20 protein-coding genes and 3 pseudogenes are annotated in these 21,544 nt (G+C 42.0%); 21 read left to right on the top strand and 2 right to left on the bottom strand.

The features are described from left to right. Window positions 1-20: 20 nt before the first annotated feature. The 15 genes and pseudogenes from M1F65_RS07725 (at window position 21) to purB (ending at window position 10,708) form a co-directional block, all read left to right on the top strand. Window positions 21-485 carry a GNAT family N-acetyltransferase gene (locus M1F65_RS07725; protein ID WP_065371466.1) on the top strand — a complete coding sequence of 155 codons (465 nt, stop codon included), beginning with the start codon at window positions 21-23 and terminating at the stop codon, window positions 483-485. Between the two features lies 1 nt (window position 486). After that, the gene (purH, locus tag M1F65_RS07730; RefSeq protein ID WP_065371465.1) at window positions 487-2,034 is read left to right on the top strand and encodes a bifunctional phosphoribosylaminoimidazolecarboxamide formyltransferase/IMP cyclohydrolase; all 1,548 of its coding nucleotides are present in this window, start codon (window positions 487-489) and stop codon (window positions 2,032-2,034) included. Between the two features lie 120 nt (window positions 2,035-2,154). Next, window positions 2,155-3,420 carry a phosphoribosylamine--glycine ligase gene (gene purD, locus M1F65_RS07735; protein WP_070657260.1) on the top strand — a complete coding sequence of 422 codons (1,266 nt, stop codon included), beginning with the start codon at window positions 2,155-2,157 and terminating at the stop codon, window positions 3,418-3,420. A 261-nt stretch (window positions 3,421-3,681) separates the two neighbouring features. Continuing rightward, window positions 3,682-3,798: a phosphoribosylaminoimidazole carboxylase gene (locus tag M1F65_RS07740; RefSeq protein ID WP_080976520.1), complete on the top strand. Its 117-nt coding sequence runs from the start codon at window positions 3,682-3,684 to the stop codon at window positions 3,796-3,798. 28 nt (window positions 3,799-3,826) lie between these two features. After that, window positions 3,827-4,315 carry a 5-(carboxyamino)imidazole ribonucleotide mutase gene (purE, locus tag M1F65_RS07745; protein ID WP_070657263.1) on the top strand — a complete coding sequence of 163 codons (489 nt, stop codon included), beginning with the start codon at window positions 3,827-3,829 and terminating at the stop codon, window positions 4,313-4,315. Next, window positions 4,302-5,393, top strand: a complete 1,092-nt coding sequence (gene purK, locus M1F65_RS07750) for a 5-(carboxyamino)imidazole ribonucleotide synthase (RefSeq protein WP_070657266.1) — start codon at window positions 4,302-4,304, stop codon at window positions 5,391-5,393. The genes purE and purK overlap by 14 nt, the downstream gene beginning before the upstream one ends. A gap of 1 nt (window position 5,394) precedes the next feature. After that, window positions 5,395-5,658, top strand: a complete 264-nt coding sequence (locus M1F65_RS07755) for a hypothetical protein (RefSeq protein ID WP_065428336.1) — start codon at window positions 5,395-5,397, stop codon at window positions 5,656-5,658. Between the two features lie 20 nt (window positions 5,659-5,678). Next, window positions 5,679-5,905, top strand: a pseudogene (locus M1F65_RS07760) (phosphoribosylaminoimidazole carboxylase). A gap of 3 nt (window positions 5,906-5,908) precedes the next feature. After that, the gene (locus M1F65_RS07765) at window positions 5,909-6,607 is read left to right on the top strand and encodes an aspartate/glutamate racemase family protein (RefSeq protein ID WP_101800285.1); all 699 of its coding nucleotides are present in this window, start codon (window positions 5,909-5,911) and stop codon (window positions 6,605-6,607) included. Continuing rightward, window positions 6,604-6,699: pseudogene (locus tag M1F65_RS07770) on the top strand (phosphoribosylaminoimidazole carboxylase); the annotation flags it as partial. The gene M1F65_RS07765 and the pseudogene M1F65_RS07770, both read left to right, overlap by 4 nt. Window positions 6,700-6,707: 8 nt before the next feature. After that, entirely contained in the window at window positions 6,708-7,874 is a 1,167-nt protein-coding gene (locus tag M1F65_RS07775) for a hypothetical protein (RefSeq protein WP_001159293.1), read from the top strand. A 147-nt stretch (window positions 7,875-8,021) separates the two neighbouring features. After that, window positions 8,022-8,117 (top strand): annotated as a pseudogene (locus M1F65_RS07780) (hypothetical protein); the annotation flags it as partial. A 19-nt stretch (window positions 8,118-8,136) separates the two neighbouring features. Further along, the gene (locus M1F65_RS07785; protein WP_001121911.1) at window positions 8,137-8,622 is read left to right on the top strand and encodes a hypothetical protein; all 486 of its coding nucleotides are present in this window, start codon (window positions 8,137-8,139) and stop codon (window positions 8,620-8,622) included. Window positions 8,623-8,865: 243 nt separating this feature from the next. Then, window positions 8,866-9,384 carry a hypothetical protein gene (locus M1F65_RS07790; protein ID WP_000890289.1) on the top strand — a complete coding sequence of 173 codons (519 nt, stop codon included), beginning with the start codon at window positions 8,866-8,868 and terminating at the stop codon, window positions 9,382-9,384. Window positions 9,385-9,409: 25 nt separating this feature from the next. Then, entirely contained in the window at window positions 9,410-10,708 is a 1,299-nt protein-coding gene (gene purB / locus M1F65_RS07795) for an adenylosuccinate lyase (RefSeq protein WP_247925749.1), read from the top strand. Window positions 10,709-10,765: 57 nt separating this feature from the next. On the opposite strand, the gene strH is transcribed toward purB, so the two are convergent. Beyond that, window positions 10,766-14,521 carry a family 20 glycosylhydrolase gene (gene strH, locus M1F65_RS07800; protein WP_247925750.1) on the bottom strand — a complete coding sequence of 1,252 codons (3,756 nt, stop codon included), beginning with the start codon at window positions 14,519-14,521 and terminating at the stop codon, window positions 10,766-10,768. Window positions 14,522-14,824: 303 nt separating this feature from the next. Continuing rightward, window positions 14,825-15,541, bottom strand: coding sequence for a GntR family transcriptional regulator (locus tag M1F65_RS07805; RefSeq protein ID WP_001007181.1), 717 nt, complete (start codon window positions 15,539-15,541; stop codon window positions 14,825-14,827). A gap of 321 nt (window positions 15,542-15,862) precedes the next feature. Between M1F65_RS07805 and M1F65_RS07810 the strand changes: the two genes are divergently transcribed. The 6 genes from M1F65_RS07810 (at window position 15,863) to M1F65_RS07835 (ending at window position 21,542) form a co-directional block, all read left to right on the top strand. Further along, window positions 15,863-17,650 (top strand): glycoside hydrolase family 35 protein, encoded by a 1,788-nt coding sequence (locus M1F65_RS07810; RefSeq protein WP_247925751.1) that lies wholly within the window; start codon window positions 15,863-15,865, stop codon window positions 17,648-17,650. Continuing rightward, on the top strand, window positions 17,647-18,123 hold the full coding sequence (locus M1F65_RS07815) for a PTS sugar transporter subunit IIB (RefSeq protein ID WP_000156968.1): 477 nt from the start codon (window positions 17,647-17,649) through the stop codon (window positions 18,121-18,123). The genes M1F65_RS07810 and M1F65_RS07815 overlap by 4 nt, the downstream gene beginning before the upstream one ends. Before the next feature lie 26 nt (window positions 18,124-18,149). Further along, the gene (locus M1F65_RS07820; RefSeq protein WP_247925752.1) at window positions 18,150-19,055 is read left to right on the top strand and encodes a PTS mannose/fructose/sorbose/N-acetylgalactosamine transporter subunit IIC; all 906 of its coding nucleotides are present in this window, start codon (window positions 18,150-18,152) and stop codon (window positions 19,053-19,055) included. Continuing rightward, window positions 19,042-19,863: a PTS system mannose/fructose/sorbose family transporter subunit IID gene (locus M1F65_RS07825; protein WP_000185287.1), complete on the top strand. Its 822-nt coding sequence runs from the start codon at window positions 19,042-19,044 to the stop codon at window positions 19,861-19,863. The genes M1F65_RS07820 and M1F65_RS07825 overlap by 14 nt, the downstream gene beginning before the upstream one ends. 3 nt (window positions 19,864-19,866) lie before the next feature. Next, window positions 19,867-20,271, top strand: a complete 405-nt coding sequence (locus tag M1F65_RS07830; RefSeq protein ID WP_000045700.1) for a PTS sugar transporter subunit IIA — start codon at window positions 19,867-19,869, stop codon at window positions 20,269-20,271. A 104-nt stretch (window positions 20,272-20,375) separates the two neighbouring features. Then, the gene (locus M1F65_RS07835) at window positions 20,376-21,542 is read left to right on the top strand and encodes an SIS domain-containing protein (protein WP_247925753.1); all 1,167 of its coding nucleotides are present in this window, start codon (window positions 20,376-20,378) and stop codon (window positions 21,540-21,542) included. Window positions 21,543-21,544 lie beyond the last annotated feature (2 nt).

The raw sequence follows: 21,544 nt of genomic DNA on the forward strand, positions 1-21,544 counted from the left end.
CAATCTTGCTAGGAGAAAAAATGATTGAACTGAAATTGGTAGATGAGAGCAGTTTTCAGGCAGTGCTGGATTTGAAAATATCAGAAGCTGATGAACGAGCACGTTTCGTAGCTCCAAATGTGCGCTCTTTAGCTGATGCATGGCTCTACCGGAAAAACGAAGATGTGTTTCCGATGGCAATCTATTGGGATAAGCAAGTGGTTGGCTTTCTCCTGCTAGAAATAGACAAGGATGAAGCGGAATACTTTATCTGGCGGATAATGATTGGTCAGCAGTACCAAGGAAGAGGTTATGGTCGAAAAGCCTTGGAAGTTCTAATCAAAGGGGCTCAGATGGATAGAGCTTGCAGTCATATTGCCGCAGATTATGTGGTTGGAAATGAAAAAATGAAGCACCTGTTGACTAGTCTGGGTTTTCAGGAAACGGAATTTATAGAAGAAAATAACGAAGTCGCTATGCGCTTGGATCTAAAGAAAGAGGAATAGAATGACGAAAAAGGCCTTAATCAGCGTCTCAGACAAAGCGGGCATTGTTGAATTTGCCCAAGAACTTAAAAAACTCGGTTGGGAGATTATCTCGACAGGTGGGACAAAGGTTACCCTTGATAATGCTGGGGTGGAGACCATTGCAATTGATGATGTGACGGGCTTCCCAGAAATGATGGACGGTCGTGTCAAGACTCTCCACCCAAATATCCACGGAGGGCTTCTTGCTCGTCGTGACTTGGATAGCCACTTGGAAGCGGCTAAGGACAATAAGATTGAGCTCATCGATCTTGTAGTTGTCAATCTTTATCCTTTCAAGGAAACGATTCTCAAACCAGATGTGACGTACGCTGATGCGGTTGAAAACATCGATATCGGTGGGCCATCCATGCTTCGTTCAGCGGCTAAAAACCACGCTAGCGTGACAGTTGTGGTAGACCCTGCTGACTATGCTGTGGTTTTGGACGAGTTGTCAGCCAATGGTGAAACGACTTACGAAACTCGCCAACGTTTGGCAGCCAAGGTTTTCCGTCACACAGCAGCTTATGATGCTTTGATTGCAGAGTATTTCACAGCTCAAGTGGGCGAAAGTAAACCTGAAAAACTCACTTTGACCTATGACCTCAAGCAAGCCATGCGCTATGGGGAAAATCCTCAACAGGATGCGGACTTCTATCAAAAAGCTTTGCCGACAGATTACTCCATTGCTTCAGCCAAACAGCTTAACGGTAAGGAATTGTCCTTCAACAATATCCGTGACGCGGATGCTGCCATTCGTATTATCCGTGACTTCAAAGACCGTCCAACCGTTGTGGCTCTCAAACACATGAACCCGTGCGGTATCGGTCAGGCAGATGACATCGAAACTGCTTGGGATTATGCTTATGAGTCTGATCCAGTGTCTATCTTCGGTGGGATTGTCGTTCTCAACCGTGAGGTGGATGCTGCGACAGCTGAGAAGATGCACGGCGTTTTCCTCGAGATCATCATCGCACCAAGCTATACGGATGAGGCGCTAGCTATTTTGACTAATAAAAAGAAAAACTTGCGTATCCTTGCTTTGCCATTTGATGCCCAAGACGCTAGCGAAGTGGAAGCAGAATATACTGGTGTTGTCGGTGGACTTCTCGTGCAAAACCAAGACGTGATCAAGGAAAGTCCGGCTGACTGGCAAGTTGTGACCAAGCGCCAACCAACTGAGACAGAAGCAACTGCCCTTGAGTTCGCTTGGAAGGCTATCAAGTACGTCAAATCAAACGGAATCATCATAACCAACGACCATATGACACTTGGTGTTGGCCCTGGTCAAACCAACCGTGTGGCCTCTGTTCGTATTGCCATCGACCAAGCCAAGGATCGTCTGGACGGTGCTGTTCTTGCTTCAGATGCCTTCTTCCCATTTGCGGATAACGTGGAAGAAATCGCCAAAGCAGGTATCAAGGCTATCATCCAGCCAGGTGGATCGGTCCGTGACCAAGAGTCCATCGAAGCGGCTGATAAATACGGCTTGACTATGGTCTTTACAGGCGTGAGACATTTTAGACATTAAGAAGCAAAAGGGAAGAAAACAGTTTCTTTCCTTTTTTGGCTTAAAATACTAAGTGAAACAAGATTAAAACGAACGTTTGTGATATAATGTTATTAAATAATTCGCAAAAGAGGTTGAGAGATGAAGCTGTTAGTTGTCGGTTCGGGTGGTCGTGAACATGCGATTGCTAAGAAGTTGCTTGAATCAAAAGACGTTGAAAATGTCTTTGTAGCTCCTGGAAATGACGGGATGACTCTGGATGGTTTAGAATTGGTAAATATCTCTATTTCCGAACATTCTAAGTTAATTGAGTTTGCAAAGGCCAACGATATTGCTTGGACCTTCATCGGGCCAGATGATGCCCTTGCTGCTGGTATCGTGGATGATTTTAACAAAGCTGGGCTCAAGGCTTTTGGTCCGACTAGGGCTGCAGCGGAGCTGGAGTGGTCCAAGGATTTTGCTAAGGAAATCATGGTCAAATATGACGTCCCGACAGCAGCCTATGGCACATTTTCAGATTTCGAGGAGGCCAAGGCTTATATCGAGGAGAAAGGCGCTCCTATCGTTGTCAAGGCAGATGGTTTGGCACTTGGTAAAGGTGTTGTCGTAGCTGAAACGGTTGAGCAAGCGGTCGAAGCCGCTCACGAGATGCTCTTAGACAATAAATTTGGGGACTCTGGTGCGCGTGTGGTTATCGAGGAGTTTCTTGCAGGAGAGGAATTTTCACTTTTTGCCTTTGTCAATGGTGACAAGTTCTACATCATGCCAACGGCTCAGGATCACAAACGTGCCTACGATGGCGACAAGGGCCCTAACACTGGCGGGATGGGTGCCTATGCGCCAGTTCCTCACTTGCCACAGAGCGTGGTTGATACGGCGGTTGACACCATTGTCAAGCCAGTCCTTGAAGGGATGATCAAAGAAGGTCGTCCGTATCTGGGTGTCCTCTACGCGGGGCTTATTTTGACTGCTGGCGGTCCGAAGGTTATCGAGTTTAACGCTCGTTTTGGTGATCCCGAAACTCAGATTATCCTGCCTCGCTTGACATCTGACTTTGCGCAAAATATCACGGATATTCTCGATGGCAAGGAGCCAACCATTACCTGGACAGACAAGGGTGTGACTCTAGGTGTGGTTGTCGCATCCAAGGGCTACCCGCTAGATTATGCAAAGGGTGTCAAGTTGCCAGCCAAAGCTGATGGCGACATCATCACCTACTATGCAGGGGCTAAGTTTGTGGAAAATAGCAGAGCATTGCTTTCAAATGGCGGACGTGTCTATATGCTAGTTACCACAGCAGACACCGTCAAAGACGCCCAAGATACCATCTACCAAGAACTCTCCCAACAAAACACAGAAGGTCTCTTTTACCGAACAGATATCGGAAGCAAGGCCATAAAAGATTAACAGACATATTTGCCATGGCGAGCGAAAGCGAGCCACTATAGAATAATCGTCGCAGTAGTGGAACTCCTAGTAGCTTTGCTACTAGGAGCGGAAAACTGGAGACCTAGGCTCCAGTTTTAGTAATGGAACGCCACAAGCGTTCGCTTACGTCCGCACTACATTAGACGATTATTTAAAAGAAAAAGAAAAATTCACAAAATACGATAATGGTCGTTTGATTTGCGAGCATTAGCGAGCTAATATAGAGCAATCACCGCCGTTGTGAAAGAACGATTGGATGATAAGCCAATCGTTCAGGGAAATCGGAAGACCTTGGGCTTCCGATTTAGGCATGAGACACCTTTGGTGGCTGCTGCCGTCCCTCACAACTTAAGGTGATTGTTGAAAGGAAGAAAAAGGAGAATAAATGAAACCAGTAATTTCCATTATCATGGGCTCAAAATCCGACTGGGCAACCATGCAAAAAACAGCAGAAGTCCTAGACCGCTTCGGTGTAGTCTACGAAAAGAAAGTTGTTTCCGCTCACCGTACACCAGACCTCATGTTTAGACATGCGGAGGAAGCCCGTAGCCGTGGTATCAAGGTCATTATCGCAGGAGCTGGTGGTGCCGCCCATTTACCAGGTATGGTCGCAGCGAAAACAACCCTTCCTGTCATAGGGGTACCCGTCAAGTCGCGCGCTCTTAGTGGCGTGGACTCGCTCTACTCTATCGTACAGATGCCGGGTGGTGTACCTGTTGCGACAATGGCTATCGGTGAAGCAGGTGCGACAAATGCGGCCCTCTTTGCCCTCCGTCTCCTCTCAGTAGAGGATCAGGCTATCGCGAAAGCTTTGGCAGATTTCGCAGAAGAGCAAGGAAAAATCGCAGAGGAGTCTACAAATGAGCTCATCTAAAACAATCGGAATTATCGGTGGCGGTCAGTTGGGGCAGATGATGGCTATTTCTGCTATCTACATGGGGCACAAGGTTATCGCGCTGGATCCTGCAGCGGATTGCCCGGCCTCTCGTGTGGCGGAAATCATCGTGGCTCCTTATAATGATGTGGATGCCCTCCGTCAGTTGGCTGAGCGTTGCGATGTTCTCACCTATGAATTTGAAAATGTCGATGCTGACGGTTTGGATGCTGTCATCAAGGAAGGTCAGCTCCCTCAAGGGACAGATCTGCTCCGCATTTCGCAAAATCGTATCTTTGAAAAGGACTTTCTCTCAAACAAGGCACAAGTCACTGTGGCACCCTACAAGGTCGTGACTTCAAGTCAAGACTTGGCAGACATCGACCTATCGAAAAATTATGTCCTCAAGACTGCGACTGGTGGCTACGATGGGCATGGACAAAAGGTCATTCGCTCAGAAGCAGATTTGGAAGAAGCTTATGTACTAGCCGACTCAGCAGACTGCGTCTTGGAAGAATTCGTCAACTTTGACCTTGAGATTTCTGTCATCGTGTCTGGTAATGGCAAGGACGTGACGGTTTTCCCAGTTCAGGAAAATATCCATCGCAATAGCATCCTGTCCAAGACCATTGTCCCAGCCCGTATTTCAGAAAGCATAGCAGCAAAGGCCAAAGCCATGGCAGTACGAATCGCTGAACAGCTCAACCTATCTGGAACCCTTTGCGTGGAAATGTTTGCGACCGCTGATGATATCATTGTCAATGAAATTGCTCCACGCCCACATAACTCAGGGCACTACTCTATCGAAGCCTGTGACTTCTCGCAGTTTGATACCCATATCTTGGGCGTTCTCGGAGCACCATTACCAGCTGTCCACCTGCATGCACCAGCCGTCATGCTCAACGTACTCGGCCAACACGTTGAGGTCGCTGAAAAATATGTCACAGAAAATCCCAGCGCCCACCTCCACATGTATGGTAAAATAGAAGCGAAGCACAACCGTAAGATGGGACATGTGACTTTGTTTAGTGATGTACCGGATAGTGTAGTTGAGTTTGGTGAGGGGATTGATTTTTGAAATGGCAGAAGAATTTGATGAATTGCTAGATGATGAAATAACGACCGTAACACTGACTTATACGGACGATTTGATTGTTCCAGAGATTGCGGATAGAGAGGGGATTCATATTTTAGAGAGAGCTGGCAATCAGCTAGTCTTAGAATATTCTTGTTCCGTGAAGGAAGTTAAGGATTATCTGAGTAGTTACGGCCTGCCTAGACATCCTGAGAGAATTTCATTTGAATTTTCTATACATGAAGACTCAGAAAATGATAATCTTTAAAGCTAAATGGAAACCAGTTTATGATTCAAATTATTGTCAACGCTTTTGTGGAGAAAGGAAAAGAAATCGCCGTTGTGGAAGTGCTCTTTGCCAGTGCCGACCATGAAAAAGTAAAAGCCAATATCAGGAATTAAAGATTCAATATCCAAACAATTATCTGGTTATCTATGATTTGCCATTGGATACGGATCTAAGTAGCTTACCACACTATCCGTCGGTTGTGACAAGCAAGGAGGAGTTTAATTAGTCTATGAAAACTATCGGTCTGATTGGTGGTATGAGTTGGGAAAGTACCACATCTTACTACCAAATCATCAACGAAACCATCAAAAAAGAGCTGGGTGGCCTGCATTCAGCTAAGATTCTACTTTATAGTGTTGATTTTGCAGAGATTGAGCATTATCAAGCAGTCGGAGACTGGGAGAAAAGCGGTCAACTTTTGACAGATATTGGTCAACGCTTGGAGCAAGCAGGTGCGGATTTCATCGTTATTTGTACCAACACCATGCACAAGGTTGCTCCGCAGATACAAGAAAAGATTACGATTCCAATCTTGCATATTGCGCAGGCAACTGCGCAGGCCTTGTTGGCTGACGGTATTCAAAAAGTCGGCCTCCTAGGGACCAAGTACACAATGACTCAAGATTTTTACAAGGAGAAATTAATAGAGTCTGGGTTAGAAGTGCTGATTCCAGACCAAGCTGGAATTACAGAGGTCAATCGAATCATTTATGACGAACTTTGCCTAGGGGACATCAAAGAAAGCTCAAAGCGGACTTATCTTGCCGTTATAGATGATTTGAAAAAAGCAGGCGCGGAAGCTGTTATCTTGGGTTGTACCGAGATTGGTCTCCTCGTCAAGCAAACCGACATTGACCTGCCACTCTACGACACAACAGTGATTCATGCAGAGAAAGCAGCGGAGTGGGCGGTGAATAAAAGATTATAGAAGACAAGCACAACCGTAGGGTAGGGCATATAACTTTGTTTAGTGATGCGCTAAATAGTGTGGTAGAATTAGGGGAAGGGATTGATTTTTAGAAATTAATATGCAATTTGAGGTAGAGTTATTAACTAAAAATATTAACATTGCTAAACTTGATGAATTATTTCTTAGCTCAAAAATAATTAGTATTACTTCTTATAGTCAAGTTGAAGTTGGTGATAAGTATATAGAAGGGCATTTAGCTAAATATAAGTGTGCTTTCAAAGATGACGATTTTACAATAAATACCTATCAATTTCGAAGGGGGCTAGTTAAAATTATACTTAGCTATGAATACAGCAAATCTAAATTGAATTCAGCTAAAAAGTTCGGAGATTTCCTTTCAAAATTTAGAGAATTTTTAGGAAAAAATCGTTTGAAATATTCAATTCTATCTAATAGTTTATCTATGTATTTTTCGAATAGGCTTTATCCTAAATTTCAAACATATGAATCGTTATTACGAAAAATTTTTGTATTAGCTTTGTCTCAACTCGAGGATGAGGATATTATAAGGATTGTTAAGGAACAGACTAATGATAAATTAGATTTATCAAAAATTCATACAATTGAACAAATTGAAAGGTTGCAAATAGCTGAACTACATTCGTTGATATTTGAAATAAATATAAATCCAGTTCGTGACTTAACTATTCATTTTAAAGATTTTCAAAATAAGAATGAATATATTCTGAAAGAAATGATAAGAAATTTGTTTCCAATCACTATATGGGAAAAACATTTTACACCATTCACTAATAGTGAAGAAGTTGATGTACTCAAAAATAACTACGATAGAATAAGAGAGTACAGAAATGATGTTATGCATTTTCACACACTAACCTATAGGCGTTACAAAAAAATAGATTTGTTATTGTCAGATGTAATTAAAGAATTAGAAGAGCTTGAATATAGTATGCTCGAGAAATGGGATTTTGAAGCAACTAGAAAACTTACAAATGATATTTTTGATCCAGAGTTTCTGGCTAGCTTATCATCTTTATCTAAAACAGTATCAGAAGTAATAAGACCAGCAATGGATAGGTTTTATGCTAACAATCTTGCTTTTAATAATGCGGTCAAATCTATGATGGAAGTGTTCCATAATATTCAAATACCTAAAATAGATTCTGGAATATTAAAGTCTATTCAAGGGCTATCTGATACTATTAGGCATTTAGATTTACCAAGCCCACTTAATGAACCTGATAGTGAAGAGAAGGATGAATAATAGGTCTATCAATTTTGAAGCACAAAATTTAAGACTAGAAGTAAATGTAAGAAATTCAAAGAAAATGCTGAAAAAAGAGAAAGTTTCTGAGGAACTGAGTTCAGGATGAAGGCATTTTTCTTTTGATAAAATAGAAATAAAGGAACAAGCGCCCGCCTCCATTTGTATGGTAAAATAGAAGCGAAGCACAACCGCAAAATGGGACATGTGACTTTGTTTAGTGAAATGATGTATGATATGTAAGAGTCCAGAAAGGAATTAAATGCCGATAAAATATTTTGAAGTAAAAAAATTTTTGAGAAGTAAGATAAGCTTGATTGATTCTATTACAAATAAATTCTTCAAGTATATATTATTGTATGGAATGTTGGTTTTACTTTTTTTAATTGTAAACGGTGAACTGGATGAAAATAATATAGTAGCACTTCCTTTTTTAGTACTTTTGGGAGTGTTTTACCGAATGATAATTCTTTTTGAGAGATCTGATATAAAAAACTTAGCGATATATATTAAAAAGAGTCAATTATTAGATGACGATTCAAAAAAATTATTGATTGGTGATATAGAATCTTCATTAAAGAAGATAGCGAATTTTGCAAATTGGAGTTGTGGTGTTTTAGCTACCATTTCGATTTTTGTAAGTACAACATATATTACTCTTCTTAAAGATATTATTACTAGAGAAAAACTTTTAGAGTTACTATGGATAGGTAATGAAAATAGTATAGAAAATAGTTTTATTGGTTAGATAATACTACTGATAATATTGGTTTTATTAGGATATTACCTCTCTATTCAAGCTTTTACTTATGATAAGAGATTTGTAATTATGGTGTTAAAAAGTAGTCTTTATATAAATGAAGATGACATAATTATCGAAGGTTTTTGGAAGAAGTTGATGTTAAATATAAAGTATTTAGGACTGTAAGTTTAAATAGTAACAACCACTCCAAATAGAGATGGTAATAAAAAATTAAAGGATTATCTATAAATGTTAGAGAAATTTTCTAAATATAAGTTGTCAATTATATATATATTAAAAAAAACAAATGTGATATTATTTGACTTTGTTTTTATAATTTTATTATGTATTATTACAAATAATAAATTGCTATATACACTTCTTGCTTTCGCTATTTTAAATATATATATAAATTACTATTTTGATATTAATACACTTGCCAAAAAAATAGTAATATCTTCAAAATTTAAGGAAGAATTTAATGAAAATTATTTTGACTTATATTGGCGGTTTAATAAGTTACAAGTTCAATTATTTGCAAACTGTACTTTGAGTATGATATCCCTAATTCAATTTGTATCAGTTACTTCAATTTTTTTAAGAGGGATAGTAGGTTTAATATTCCTTGTGATAGGTGCTATTTTAAGCGGTATAGTTTTTTCGATTTCAATTAATTCGATGACTCTGTTACGTCTAACAAGTAAAAAACAACAAAATTATACTTCATATACTAAGGAAGAAATGGATATTTTAAATAATTTAAGATGAAAATATTTATTAAGGAGAAACAACCATGATCAACCGTTACTCTCGCCCTGAGATGGCGAACATTTGGAGTGAAGAAAATAAATACCGTGCTTGGCTTGAGGTGGAAATCTTGGCTGACGAGGCATGGGCTGAGTTGGGGGAAATCCCTAAGGAAGATGTGGCTTTGATTCGCGAGAAGGCAGACTTTGACATCGACCGTATTTTGGAAATCGAGCAGCAAACTCGTCATGATGTGGTTGCCTTCACACGTGCGGTTTCTGAGACTCTTGGTGAAGAGCGTAAGTGGGTCCACTATGGTTTGACCTCTACTGACGTGGTAGATACGGCCTATGGTTACCTCTACAAACAAGCCAACGACATCATCCGCCGTGACCTTGAAAACTTCCTTAACATCATCGCTGACAAAGCCAAAGAACACAAGTTCACTATCATGATGGGTCGTACCCACGGTGTGCACGCTGAGCCGACAACTTTTGGTCTTAAATTGGCTACTTGGTACAGCGAAATGAAGCGCAACATCGAACGTTTCGAGCATGCGGCTGCTGGTGTAGAAGCTGGTAAGATTTCTGGTGCGGTTGGTAACTTTGCCAACATCCCACCATTCGTTGAAAAATACGTCTGCGATAAATTGGGTATCCGTGCTCAAGAAATCTCTACACAGGTCCTTCCTCGTGACCTTCACGCTGAGTACTTTGCGGTTCTTGCTAGCATCGCGACTTCCATCGAGCGTATGGCAACGGAGATTCGTGGTCTTCAAAAATCGGAACAACGCGAAGTGGAAGAGTTCTTTGCTAAAGGGCAAAAAGGTTCATCGGCTATGCCTCACAAACGCAACCCTATCGGTTCTGAAAACATGACAGGTCTTGCGCGTGTTATCCGTGGCCATATGGTGACAGCTTATGAAAATGTGGCTCTCTGGCACGAACGCGACATTTCTCACTCATCAGCTGAGCGTATCATCACACCAGATACAACCATTTTGATCGACTACATGCTCAACCGTTTTGGAAATATCGTCAAGAACTTGACGGTATTCCCAGAAAACATGATCCGCAACATGAATTCTACGTTTGGTCTTATCTTTAGCCAGCGTGCTATGTTGACCTTGATCGAAAAAGGCATGACGCGTGAGCAAGCCTATGACTTGGTGCAACCAAAAACAGCCTACTCTTGGGATAACCAAGTAGACTTTAAACCGCTTCTCGAAGCAGATCCAGAAGTGACATCACGCCTGACTCAAGAGGAGATCGATGAAATCTTCAACCCTCTTTACTACACCAAACGAGTAGATGATATCTTTGAACGTATCGGACTCGGTGATTAATCCTAACAATAAAAAGCGAGATTTAATCTCGCTTTTTTGTATGCTTATCGAAGGGATTTAATCTTCTTTTCTTTTAGTGAGTCCGTAGGCTGTTAGCGTGGCCATGAGTCCTGCTGCGACCAAGCCTGCAGAGTCTTGACTTCCTGTTGCAGGGAGTTGTTTTTCATCTGCTTTGCTAGTAGTTGTTTCAGCTTGCTCAGCTTTCTCAACGGCAGTTCCGACTTCGACCACCTGAGCGACCGCTTCCTGCGATACCGCACTATTGACAAGGGTTCTTTCTTCCTTGCCGTCAGCAGTGGTGCTGACAGAGTAGAAAATCGTACGGCGACCATTTACACCAGCAACGACGACTTGCGTTTGTCCGAGAGGTAATTGTGGATTTTCACGTGTTACGGTAGTGAACGGAATCTCTTCCTCTTGGATGTCCAGTCTTGGTTTTGCCTCTGCGGCTGGAGCAAGACCGTGTTCATCCCCTTTGTGCGTAATAGGGGCGCCGATTTCAACCACTTGGGTCACAGGTTCTTTGGTTACTTGGCTATCTAGAACCGTTTCTGTTTGTTTCCCATTTTCAGTAAGGACAGAGATGTAATGAGTGCGTTCGCCCTCTACACCAGGTGTGATAATCTTTTTCTGACCAGCTGGGAGGTTCGGATTTTCCTTCTTGATAACTTCAAATGGAATCTTTTCTGCTCTTGTGATGAGTTCCGGTTTGGTTTCAACATTGGCAGCTAGTTCGTTTTCATCGAGGCTTCCTGAGTGGGTTGCTGCTGGTTTAAGGCCTAGGCGGGCTGCTTTGAGTTTAGCAACAAGAGCGTCTAACTCGGCTTGTTTGTTACGGTTGAGGTTGTAGTTGAGAGCTTCTTTAGCTGCATTTAGAGCATCCAAGCTTTCCTTGCTGTATCCCTCCAAGTTAGTAGGGATTTGAGCAAGTTCCTCACGGAGTGCATTGTAGTTAGCGCGGAAGTAGTCTTTGTTATGGTCTGCAAAGGCAGTCATGAGTTCAAAGATTTCTTCTTCCTTGTACTCAGCACTTGGTTTGTCTGCCCAGATAGCAAGCATGCTTCCGACGGTTGGAAGGTCTACTTCTGGATACTTGGTAGATGCAAGCTGGTTAAATGGCACTTTGCCAGAGTTTTCAATCGCCTTTGATAGTGGGTAGGCTTCGTCTGGTTTGTGATTGCCTAGGACGTAGTACCAGTCTCCGTTTGTGTTGAGGAGTTTATAGCCTTTGCTTGCTAGGTACTGAGGCGTCGCAAGGTTGTAACCCCACCATCCCTTAGACCAGTAAGAGATGATGACATCCTTGTCAAACTCAACATCATCCTTGTCCTCGTAGTAGAAACCATCGTTGAAAGCCATTGGCTGAAGGCCTCTTTCTTTGGCCATGGCAGCAAGGGTGTTAGAGTACTCAGCAAACTTGCCATAGAGTCCATACCATTTGAGGTAGTACCAGCCTTGGGCGTTGGTAGCATCATTGGCATATTCGTCTGTACCGTAGTTGAAGATCTTTGTCTTGCCTGCAAAGAAGTCCATGTACTTGCCGATGAGGGCTTTGACAAAGTTCATCGCCTCTTCGTTTTCAAGGTCCATGGTTGTTTTGGATACCTTGTCAAAGTTGGCTTGAGGATTCTTGATTCCAAGTTTTTCCATAGCAACGAGCATGGCATCCATGTGACCTGGGCTGTTGATTGCTGGGATGAGTCCGAGGCCTTTTGATTTTGCGTACTCGATCAATTCAGTGATTTCAGCTTGACTAAGAGTGGTTCCGTTTGGATCATCGTAGTAAGCTTTTGTTCCTTCTATGATAGCCTTTTTGACATCATCACTTGCATAAGTTTTTCCGTTAGCTGTGATAGTCATGTCATCAAGGAGGAAGCGAAGTCCATCATTTCCTAGGAGAAGATGCACATCAGAGTAGCCGAGTTCGCTCGCCTTGTCTACGATGCGTTTGAGTTGGTCAAGTGTGAAGTACTTACGTCCAGCATCGATAGAGATTACCTTGTTCTTGGCAAGTTTTTCAACTTCACGTTTCGCGTCTTCTTCTTTTTGAGCTTCTGGTGTGAAGGTCAAATTGCTGACAGCTTCTTGGAGTTTCGCGATTGCCTGGTCAATCGTGTCTTGTTGGGCGCGACTGAGGTTGCTATCGAGTGAGCGAATAGCTTTTTCAGCTTCTTTTACAGCTGCGACACTTTCTGCAGTATAGCGGTTAAGGTCTGTTGGCACTTCTTTCAGGGCTTGCTCAGCAGACTCATAGTCAGCTGCGAAGTATTCAGCATTGGCATTTGCGAAGCTACGCATGAGTTTGAAGAGGCGTGATGGTGAATAGCGTGCAGATGGGGTGTCCGCCCAAGCAGCTACCATACCCCCGATGAACGGGATAGTAGCCCCATCAGATTTTGGTACAGAAGTGATTGGAGTGTTCTTGATACCATTGAGTCCTTGGTCGAGGTTATACCATCCTTGGCCATCGGCATTTCGTCCGAGGACGTAGTACCAAGCATCGTTGGTATTAAGGATTTGGTGGCCTTTTTCAACTAGAAGTTTAGAAGAAGCGACGTCGTATCCGCCCCATCCACCAGTCCACATAGAAACGATGATGTCTTTGTCAAAGGTTCCAAAGCTAGTGTCGCTATTATAGTAGATACCATCGTTAAAGGCCATTGGTTTGAGGCCGTGAGATTTGACGATGCGAGCAAGGTCGTTGGCGTAGGCGATAAATTTATCATAACCCTTGTCTGGGAATCCATCTTCTGGATACCATTTATAGGCTTGAAGAACGCTCCAGCCTTTAGCGTCTGTAGCATCATTGGCGTACTCGTCTAGCCCGATGTTGAAGATGTCAGTTTTGCCAGCGAAGTAAGCAGCATACTTGTCGATCAGAGCTTTGGTAAATGCAACAGCCTCCTTGTTATCAAGGTCAACGGTACGAGCAGATTCCTTACCAAAGTAGTTGAAGTTCGGTTTTTGGATGCCTAGTTCTTTCATGGCATGCAAAATCGCATCCATGTGACCAGGGCTGTTTACAGTTGGGATGAGGCCAATACCTTTGTTTTTAGCATAGTTGATCAAGTCCGTCATCTGAGTTTCTGTCAAATGGTTGCCGTTTGGATCCTTGTAGTAGGCATCGGTTCCGTTTTCGAGTGCACGTTTGACATCGTCACTTGCATATGTTTTGCCATTGGCTTTGATCGTCATGTCGTCTAACATAAAACGCATGCCGTCATTTCCAACTAGTAGATGAAGATCAGTATAACCGTAGTGTTTGGCTTTGTCGATGATTTCTTTGAGTTGGTCTGGAGAGAAGTACTTGCGTCCAGCGTCGATTGAGATCATTTTTCGTTTTGCCAGTTTTTCATTTACCTGAGCTGCACGTTCCGTGCTAGGAGTGGCTACTGCAGGTGTGACGGCTTCATTTTTCTTTTCTGAAGGAGTACTTTCGGCAGGAGTTTCAGCTGGGGCAGGACTCTCTTTCTCAGTAGTCGGAGTAGGATTAGCATTTTCTGTCACAGCTGGTGCAGTTGTTTCTTCCGTTTTTGGAGCAACTGTATGAGGAACCTCCGAGTCTTCTTTGACATCCTCTTTTATAGGCTCTTCAGCCTTTTCTTCTAGTTTTTCTGGAACCTTGGAATCTACAGCTTCTTTGACTGCTTGAGGACTCTCCTGGACAGTTTGAACGGTTTCCTCAGCTGTTGGAGCCGGAGTAATCCCGTCGGCAGCTACGACTTGTGCGCTAAAAGCAAATCCTATAAGTACAGAAGCTGCTCCAACCGCGTATTTACGAATGGAGAAGCGCTGTTTCTTTTCTAGTTTCATGACAAAACCTCCTTGTTATTATCATATATGATAGCGTTTACATAAAACCAATTTTATTTTATTATCTAAGGAGTAAAATGTCAAGTGGGTTTATATAAGAACTATAATAAATAGAGGAAATCATAAGATTTAGGAGAAAGTTGCTGATAAGGGGTTAAACAGAGGAAAAACCAAACGGAAATTTAACTTATTTTTTAGTAAAAATGCTACTAATTAAATAAGAGCCCTTCATAGCGTTTTCACAACTTCTTTCTCGTGCCCTAATGAATATAGAAAAAGCCTGAGCTAGGCTCAGGCTTTTTCTTAATGACCTCGGTTACATGAGATGAATTTGATTTTGTAGTAGTCTGCTCGCTTATAAGTTTCACTATAGGCAAGGACTTGGCCAGTGGCCTCGAGTTTTGTAGTCTTCGTTTGGAAGACAGTTGGGAATTGTGTATCGATTCCGAGTACAGAAGCAGCATGCTCTGGTGTTGGGAATGCGATTTCGTTGATTTCCTCAAAGTGTTCATCACTCATGTGAATGCGGTAATCCAATTTGAAACGTGTATAGATAGAGCTATAATAATCAAGATTTGGATAGTTGGCATTGATGTATTGTTCAGGAATATAAGATGTGTGGTAGATGTATGTCACATCATTTGTCTGACGAATACGTTCAATCTTATAGTAGAATTGATCTCCACGTAGTCCAAGTTTATCTAAATATTCAAGTTTGTTTCCGCGCTCGATAGAAAGGACAGTAACTTTATCGTCTTTTGTTTCAAAGATTTCGACATCTGAAAACTCAACGAGTTTGTGCTTACGGGCACGTGAAACGAAAGTACCTTTACCTTGTTGGCGGACAATGTAGCCGTCTTTAGCAAGGTCGTTCAAGGCACGAACAACTGTGATTGAACTCACATCGTACATCGCGATCAATTCGGCTTCTGTATAAAATTTATCTCCACTTGCAAATTGACCAGAGATGATTTTGTTTTTTAATTCATCTTTAATATATTGGTATTTAGGAATAGCCATAAATTTCACCTCGATTCTCTTTCTCCAATTTTGATTTTACCACAAATATAAAGAAAAGAGTAGTATTAAGGTCAAAAAATTAAAATAATAGACTAAAAATGTTATTTTACATGTAAAAAAATTCATTTGATGTTCTTGTGAATTATCATACATAAAAAGATCGTTTTCATGCTATTTTTAGATAATTTCGGTAAATGGTAAGTAAAAAAATAGAAAAATTTTAAATAATTTTCTAAAACCTATTGACAAATGCAAAAGATTTGATTATAGTTAATATTATAATAAATGAAAGCGCAAACTTAATTCGTCAGAGGTAATAACATGACCAGATTTAAAATTGAGGACGATTTCTATTTAGACGGAAAACCGTTCAAGATTTTGTCCGGCGCCATTCATTATTTTAGGATTCCAGCAGAGGATTGGTATCATTCTCTCTATAACTTAAAGGCGCTTGGCTTTAATACGGTCGAGACCTATGTGGCTTGGAATTTACACGAACCTGTTGAAGGGGAGTTTGATTTTGAAGGTGCCAGAAATTTGGAGAGATTTCTTCAAATTGCACAAGATCTAGGTCTCTATGCCATTGTACGCCCGTCTCCATTTATCTGTGCGGAATGGGAATTTGGTGGCTTGCCGGCTTGGCTCTTGACAAAGGACATGCGAATTCGCTCGTCCGACCCGGCCTACATCGAGGCTGTTGCTCGCTATTATGACCAATTATTGCCAAGGCTTGTGCCTCGCTTGTTGGATAATGGTGGAAACATTCTTATGATGCAAGTCGAAAATGAATATGGCTCTTATGGAGAAGATAAGTCTTATCTACGAGCAATTCGGAAATTGATGGAAGACCGAGGGATTGATTGCCCACTCTTTACTTCAGATGGCCCATGGAGGGCTACTCTGAAAGCCGGAACCTTGATCGAAGACGATCTCTTTGTGACAGGAAACTTCGGTTCTAAAGCTCCGTACAACTTTTCACAGATGCAGGAATTCTTTGATGAGCATGGCAAGAAATGGCCCCTCATGTGTATGGAATTCTGGGATGGTTGGTTCAACCGTTGGAAAGAACCCATCATCACTCGTGATCCTAAAGAATTGGCAGAAGCTGTTCGAGAGGTATTGGAGCAAGGCTCTATCAACCTTTACATGTTCCATGGTGGAACAAACTTTGGTTTCATGAATGGTTGCTCGGCTCGAGGAACTCTGGATTTGCCACAAGTCACATCTTACGACTATGATGCCCTTCTGGATGAAGAAGGAAATCCAACTGCTAAATACCTAGCAGTCAAGAAGATGATGGCAACCCACTTCCCAGAGTATCCACAGTTGGAACCACTCTATAAGGAAAGCATGGAGATAGGGTCCATTCCATTGGTCGAAAAAGTTTCCTTGTTTGAAACCCTGGATAGTCTCTCTAGTCCAACTGAAAGCCTCTATCCAAAAGCGATGGAAGAACTTGGTCAAAGCTATGGCTACCTTCTCTACCGCACTGAGGCAAGTTGGGATGCAGAAGAGGAACGTCTCCGTATCATCGATGGACGTGACCGAGCTCAACTCTTTGTAGATGGTCAATGGATTGCTACTCAATACCAGACAGAGATTGGTGAAGATATCTACTGTCAGGGCAATCGAGAAGGCTTTTCAGAGATTGACATCTTGATTGAAAACATGGGGCGTGTCAACTACGGTCATAAGTTCTTGGCAGATACGCAACGTAAAGGAATTCGTACAGGTGTCTGCAAAGATCTACATTTCTTACTGAATTGGAAACAATATCCACTGCCATTGGATAATCCTGAGAAAATTGATTTTTCAAAAGGATGGATAGAAGGACAACCGGCCTTTTACGCTTTCGACTTCACCGTTGAAGAGCCTAAGGATACCTACTTAGACTTGTCTGAGTTTGGTAAGGGAGTTGCCTTTGTCAACGGGCGTCACCTAGGACGTTTCTGGAATGTCGGCCCGACCCTCTCACTTTATATCCCTCATAGCTATCTCAAGCAAGGTGATAACCGCATCATCATCTTTGAAACTGAAGGTGAATATAAAGAAGAGATTCATTTAACTCGTAAACCTACACTAAAACACATAAAGGGGGAAAACTTATGACAATTGTAGGATGCCGTATCGATGGACGTTTGATCCACGGTCAAGTAGCCAATCTTTGGGCTGGAAAACTAAATGTTTCACGCATTATGGTTGTAGACGACGAAGTTGTTAACAACGATATTGAAAAGAGTGGTTTGAAACTTGCGACACCACCAGGTGTGAAACTCAGTATCTTGCCAGTTGAGAAAGCAGCAGCAAATATCCTTGCTGGTAAATACGATAGCCAACGTCTCTTTATCGTTGCACGTAAACCAGACCGTTTCCTTGGTTTGGTCGAAGCAGGTGTTCCGCTTGAAACACTCAACGTCGGCAATATGTCTCAAACACCAGAAACTCGCTCTATCACACGTTCTATCAACGTGGTAGACAAGGATGTGGAAGATTTCCACAAACTAGCAGAAAAAGGTGTGAAACTCACTGCTCAAATGGTTCCAAATGATCCAGTTTCAGACTTTTTGAGCTTATTAAAATAGGAAAAAATTTTTAGGAGGTCATTGTTATGATACAATGGTGGCAAATTTTACTTCTCACTTTGTACTCAGCTTATCAAATCTGTGATGAGTTGACAATCGTTTCATCTGCAGGTTCCCCTGTATTCGCTGGTTTCATTACTGGTTTGATCATGGGAGATGTGACAACTGGTTTGTTTATCGGTGGTAGCTTGCAGTTGTTCGTTCTCGGGGTTGGTACCTTTGGTGGTGCTTCTCGTATCGACGCAACTTCTGGTGCGGTTCTTGCAACAGCATTCTCTATCTCTCAAGGTATTGATACAGATCTTGCGATTACAACAATCGCTGTACCAGTAGCAGCACTTTTGACATACTTCGACGTTCTTGGACGTATGACAACTACTTTCTTTGCACACCGTATTGATGCTGCGATCGAACGCTTTGACTACAAAGGTATCGAACGCAACTACCTACTTGGTGCGATTCCATGGGCTCTTTCTCGTGCCCTTCCAGTATTCTTCGCCCTTGCTTTTGGTGGAGAATTCGTACAAGGTGTTGTAAACCTTGTTAAAGAATACCAATGGGTTGCAGATGGTTTGACGCTTGCAGGTCGTATGCTTCCAGGTCTTGGATTTGCAATCTTGCTTCGTTACCTTCCAGTTAAACGTAACCTTCACTACCTTGCAATGGGATTCGGTTTGACAGCTATGTTGACTGTTCTTTACTCATATGTAACAGGTCTTGGTGGCGCTGTTGCGGGTATCCTTGGTACTCTTCCTGCTGATGTTGCTGAAAAGATTGGCTTTGTTAACAACTTCAAAGGATTGTCTATGATCGGTATCTCTATCGTGGGTATCTTCCTTGCAGTTGTTCACTTCAAGAACAGCCAAAAAGTTGCTGTAGCAGCACCTTCTACACCATCAGAAAGTGGGGAAATCGAAGATGACGAATTCTAATTACAAACTTACAAAAGAAGATTTTAATCAAATCAACAAACGTAGCTTGTTTACTTTCCAATTAGGTTGGAACTATGAGCGTATGCAAGCTTCTGGTTACCTTTACATGATCTTGCCTCAATTGCGTAAAATGTATGGGGATGGAACTCCTGAATTGAAAGAAATGATGAAAGTTCATACTCAATTCTTCAATACTTCACCATTCTTCCACACAATTATCGCTGGTTTTGACCTTGCCATGGAAGAAAAAGATGGTGTGGGTTCAAAAGATGCCGTTAACGGTATCAAGACAGGTTTGATGGGACCATTCGCTCCTCTTGGAGATACAATCTTTGGTTCACTTGTACCTGCTATCATGGGATCTATCGCAGCAACTATGGCTATCGCTGGCCAACCATGGGGTATCTTCCTTTGGATCGCAGTTGCAGTTGCTTATGACATCTTCCGTTGGAAACAATTGGAATTTGCCTACAAAGAAGGGGTTAACCTCATCAACAACATGCAAAGTACCTTGACAGCTTTGATTGACGCTGCATCTGTACTTGGTGTCTTCATGATGGGTGCTCTTGTAGCAACAATGATCAACTTTGAGATTTCTTACAAATTGCCAATCGGTGAAAAGATGATTGACTTCCAAGACATCTTGAACTCAATCTTCCCACGCTTGCTTCCAGCAATCTTTACTGCCTTTATCTTCTGGTTGCTTGGTAAGAAAGGTATGAACTCTACTAAAGCGATCGGTATCATTATCGTTCTTGCAGTAGGTCTTTCATTCATCGGTAAATTCTTGCTTGGAATGGGCGCATAATTTATGAGTAAATCATTAATTTTGGTGAGTCATGGTCGTTTCTGTGAAGAACTTAAAGGTAGCACAGAAATGATCATGGGTCCACAGGACAACATTCATGCAGTGGCTCTTCTTCCAGAAGATGGTCCAGAAGAATTTACTGCAAAATTTGAAGCTGCTATCGAAGGGTTGGATGATTTCCTAGTCTTTGCGGACCTTCTCGGCGGAACACCTTGTAACGTGGTAAGCCGTTTGATTATGGAAGGCCGCGACATTGAACTCTACGCAGGGATGAATCTTCCAATGGTGATTGAATTTATCAATGCAAGCCTTACAGGTGCAGATGCGGATTATAAGAGCCGTGCTGCAGAAAGCATCGTAAAAGTCAATGATTTGTTAGCGGGCTTCGATGATGACGAAGATGAATAAGATGTAACTTAGAGCATCTTATATAGAATATACATGGGAATGGGAGTCACTCCCATTCCCATATTTTCAATAGGAATGAAACAACAATAGATTAGAGGAACTCTATGCTAAATTACACAAAAGAAGAATTACTTGAACTGGGTGCAGAAATCACGACTCGTGAAATCTACCAACAGCCTGATGTATGGAAAGAAGCTTTTGAAGCCTATCAAGCGAAACGGGAAGAAATTGCAGCCTTCCTACAAGGGATTGCGGATAAACATGACTATATCAAGGTCATCTTGACAGGTGCTGGGACTTCTGCTTATGTGGGAGATACCTTGGTGTCTTACTTTAAGGAAGTCTATGACGAAAGAAAATGGAATTTCAATGCCATTGCGACAACAGATATCGTTGCCAATCCAGAAACTTATTTGAAAAAAGATGTGGCGACTGTCCTTGTATCTTTTGCTCGTAGTGGGAACTCGCCTGAAAGTGTGGCAACTGTTGATTTGGCCAAGACCTTGGTGGATGAGCTTTACCAAGTGACGATTACTTGTGCAGCGGACGGTAAGTTGGCTCTTCAAGCTCATGGCGATGACCGTAATCTCTTGCTGTTACAACCTGCTGCTTCAAATGACGCTGGATTTGCCATGACTTCTAGCTTTACATCTATGATGTTGACAGCACTCTTGGTTTTTGATCCTACAGAATTTGCTGTTAAAGCTGAACGTTTTGAAGTTGTATCTAGTCTTGCCCGTAAAATTCTAGACAATGCAGAAGATGTCAAAGAACTTGTTGACCTAGATTTTAACCGTGTCATCTATCTAGGCGCTGGTCCTTTCTTTGGCCTTGCTCATGAAGCTCAGCTCAAGATTTTGGAATTAACAGCTGGTCAAGTGGCGACTATGTATGAAAGTCCAGTTGGCTTCCGTCACGGTCCAAAATCACTAATCAACGAAGATACAGTTGTTTTGGTCTTTGGTACAACGACAGACTACACTCGCAAGTACGACTTGGACTTGGTTCGTGAAGTGGCTGGTGATCAGATTGCTCGTCGTGTTGTGCTTTTGAGTGATCAAGCTTTTGGTCTTGAAAATGTCAAAGAAGTGACCCTTGGTTGTGGCGGTGTCTTGAATGATATTTACCGTGTCTTCCCTTACATCGTTTATGCCCAACTCTTTGCCCTATTGACTTCACTCAAGGTAGAAAATAAACCAGATACACCATCTCCTACAGGTACAGTAAACCGTGTGGTACAAGGTGTTATCATTCATGACTATCAAAAATAAGG

The sequence above is a fragment of the Streptococcus oralis genome (assembly GCF_023109195.1).
GTDB classification, from domain to species: domain Bacteria; phylum Bacillota; class Bacilli; order Lactobacillales; family Streptococcaceae; genus Streptococcus; species Streptococcus oralis_BV.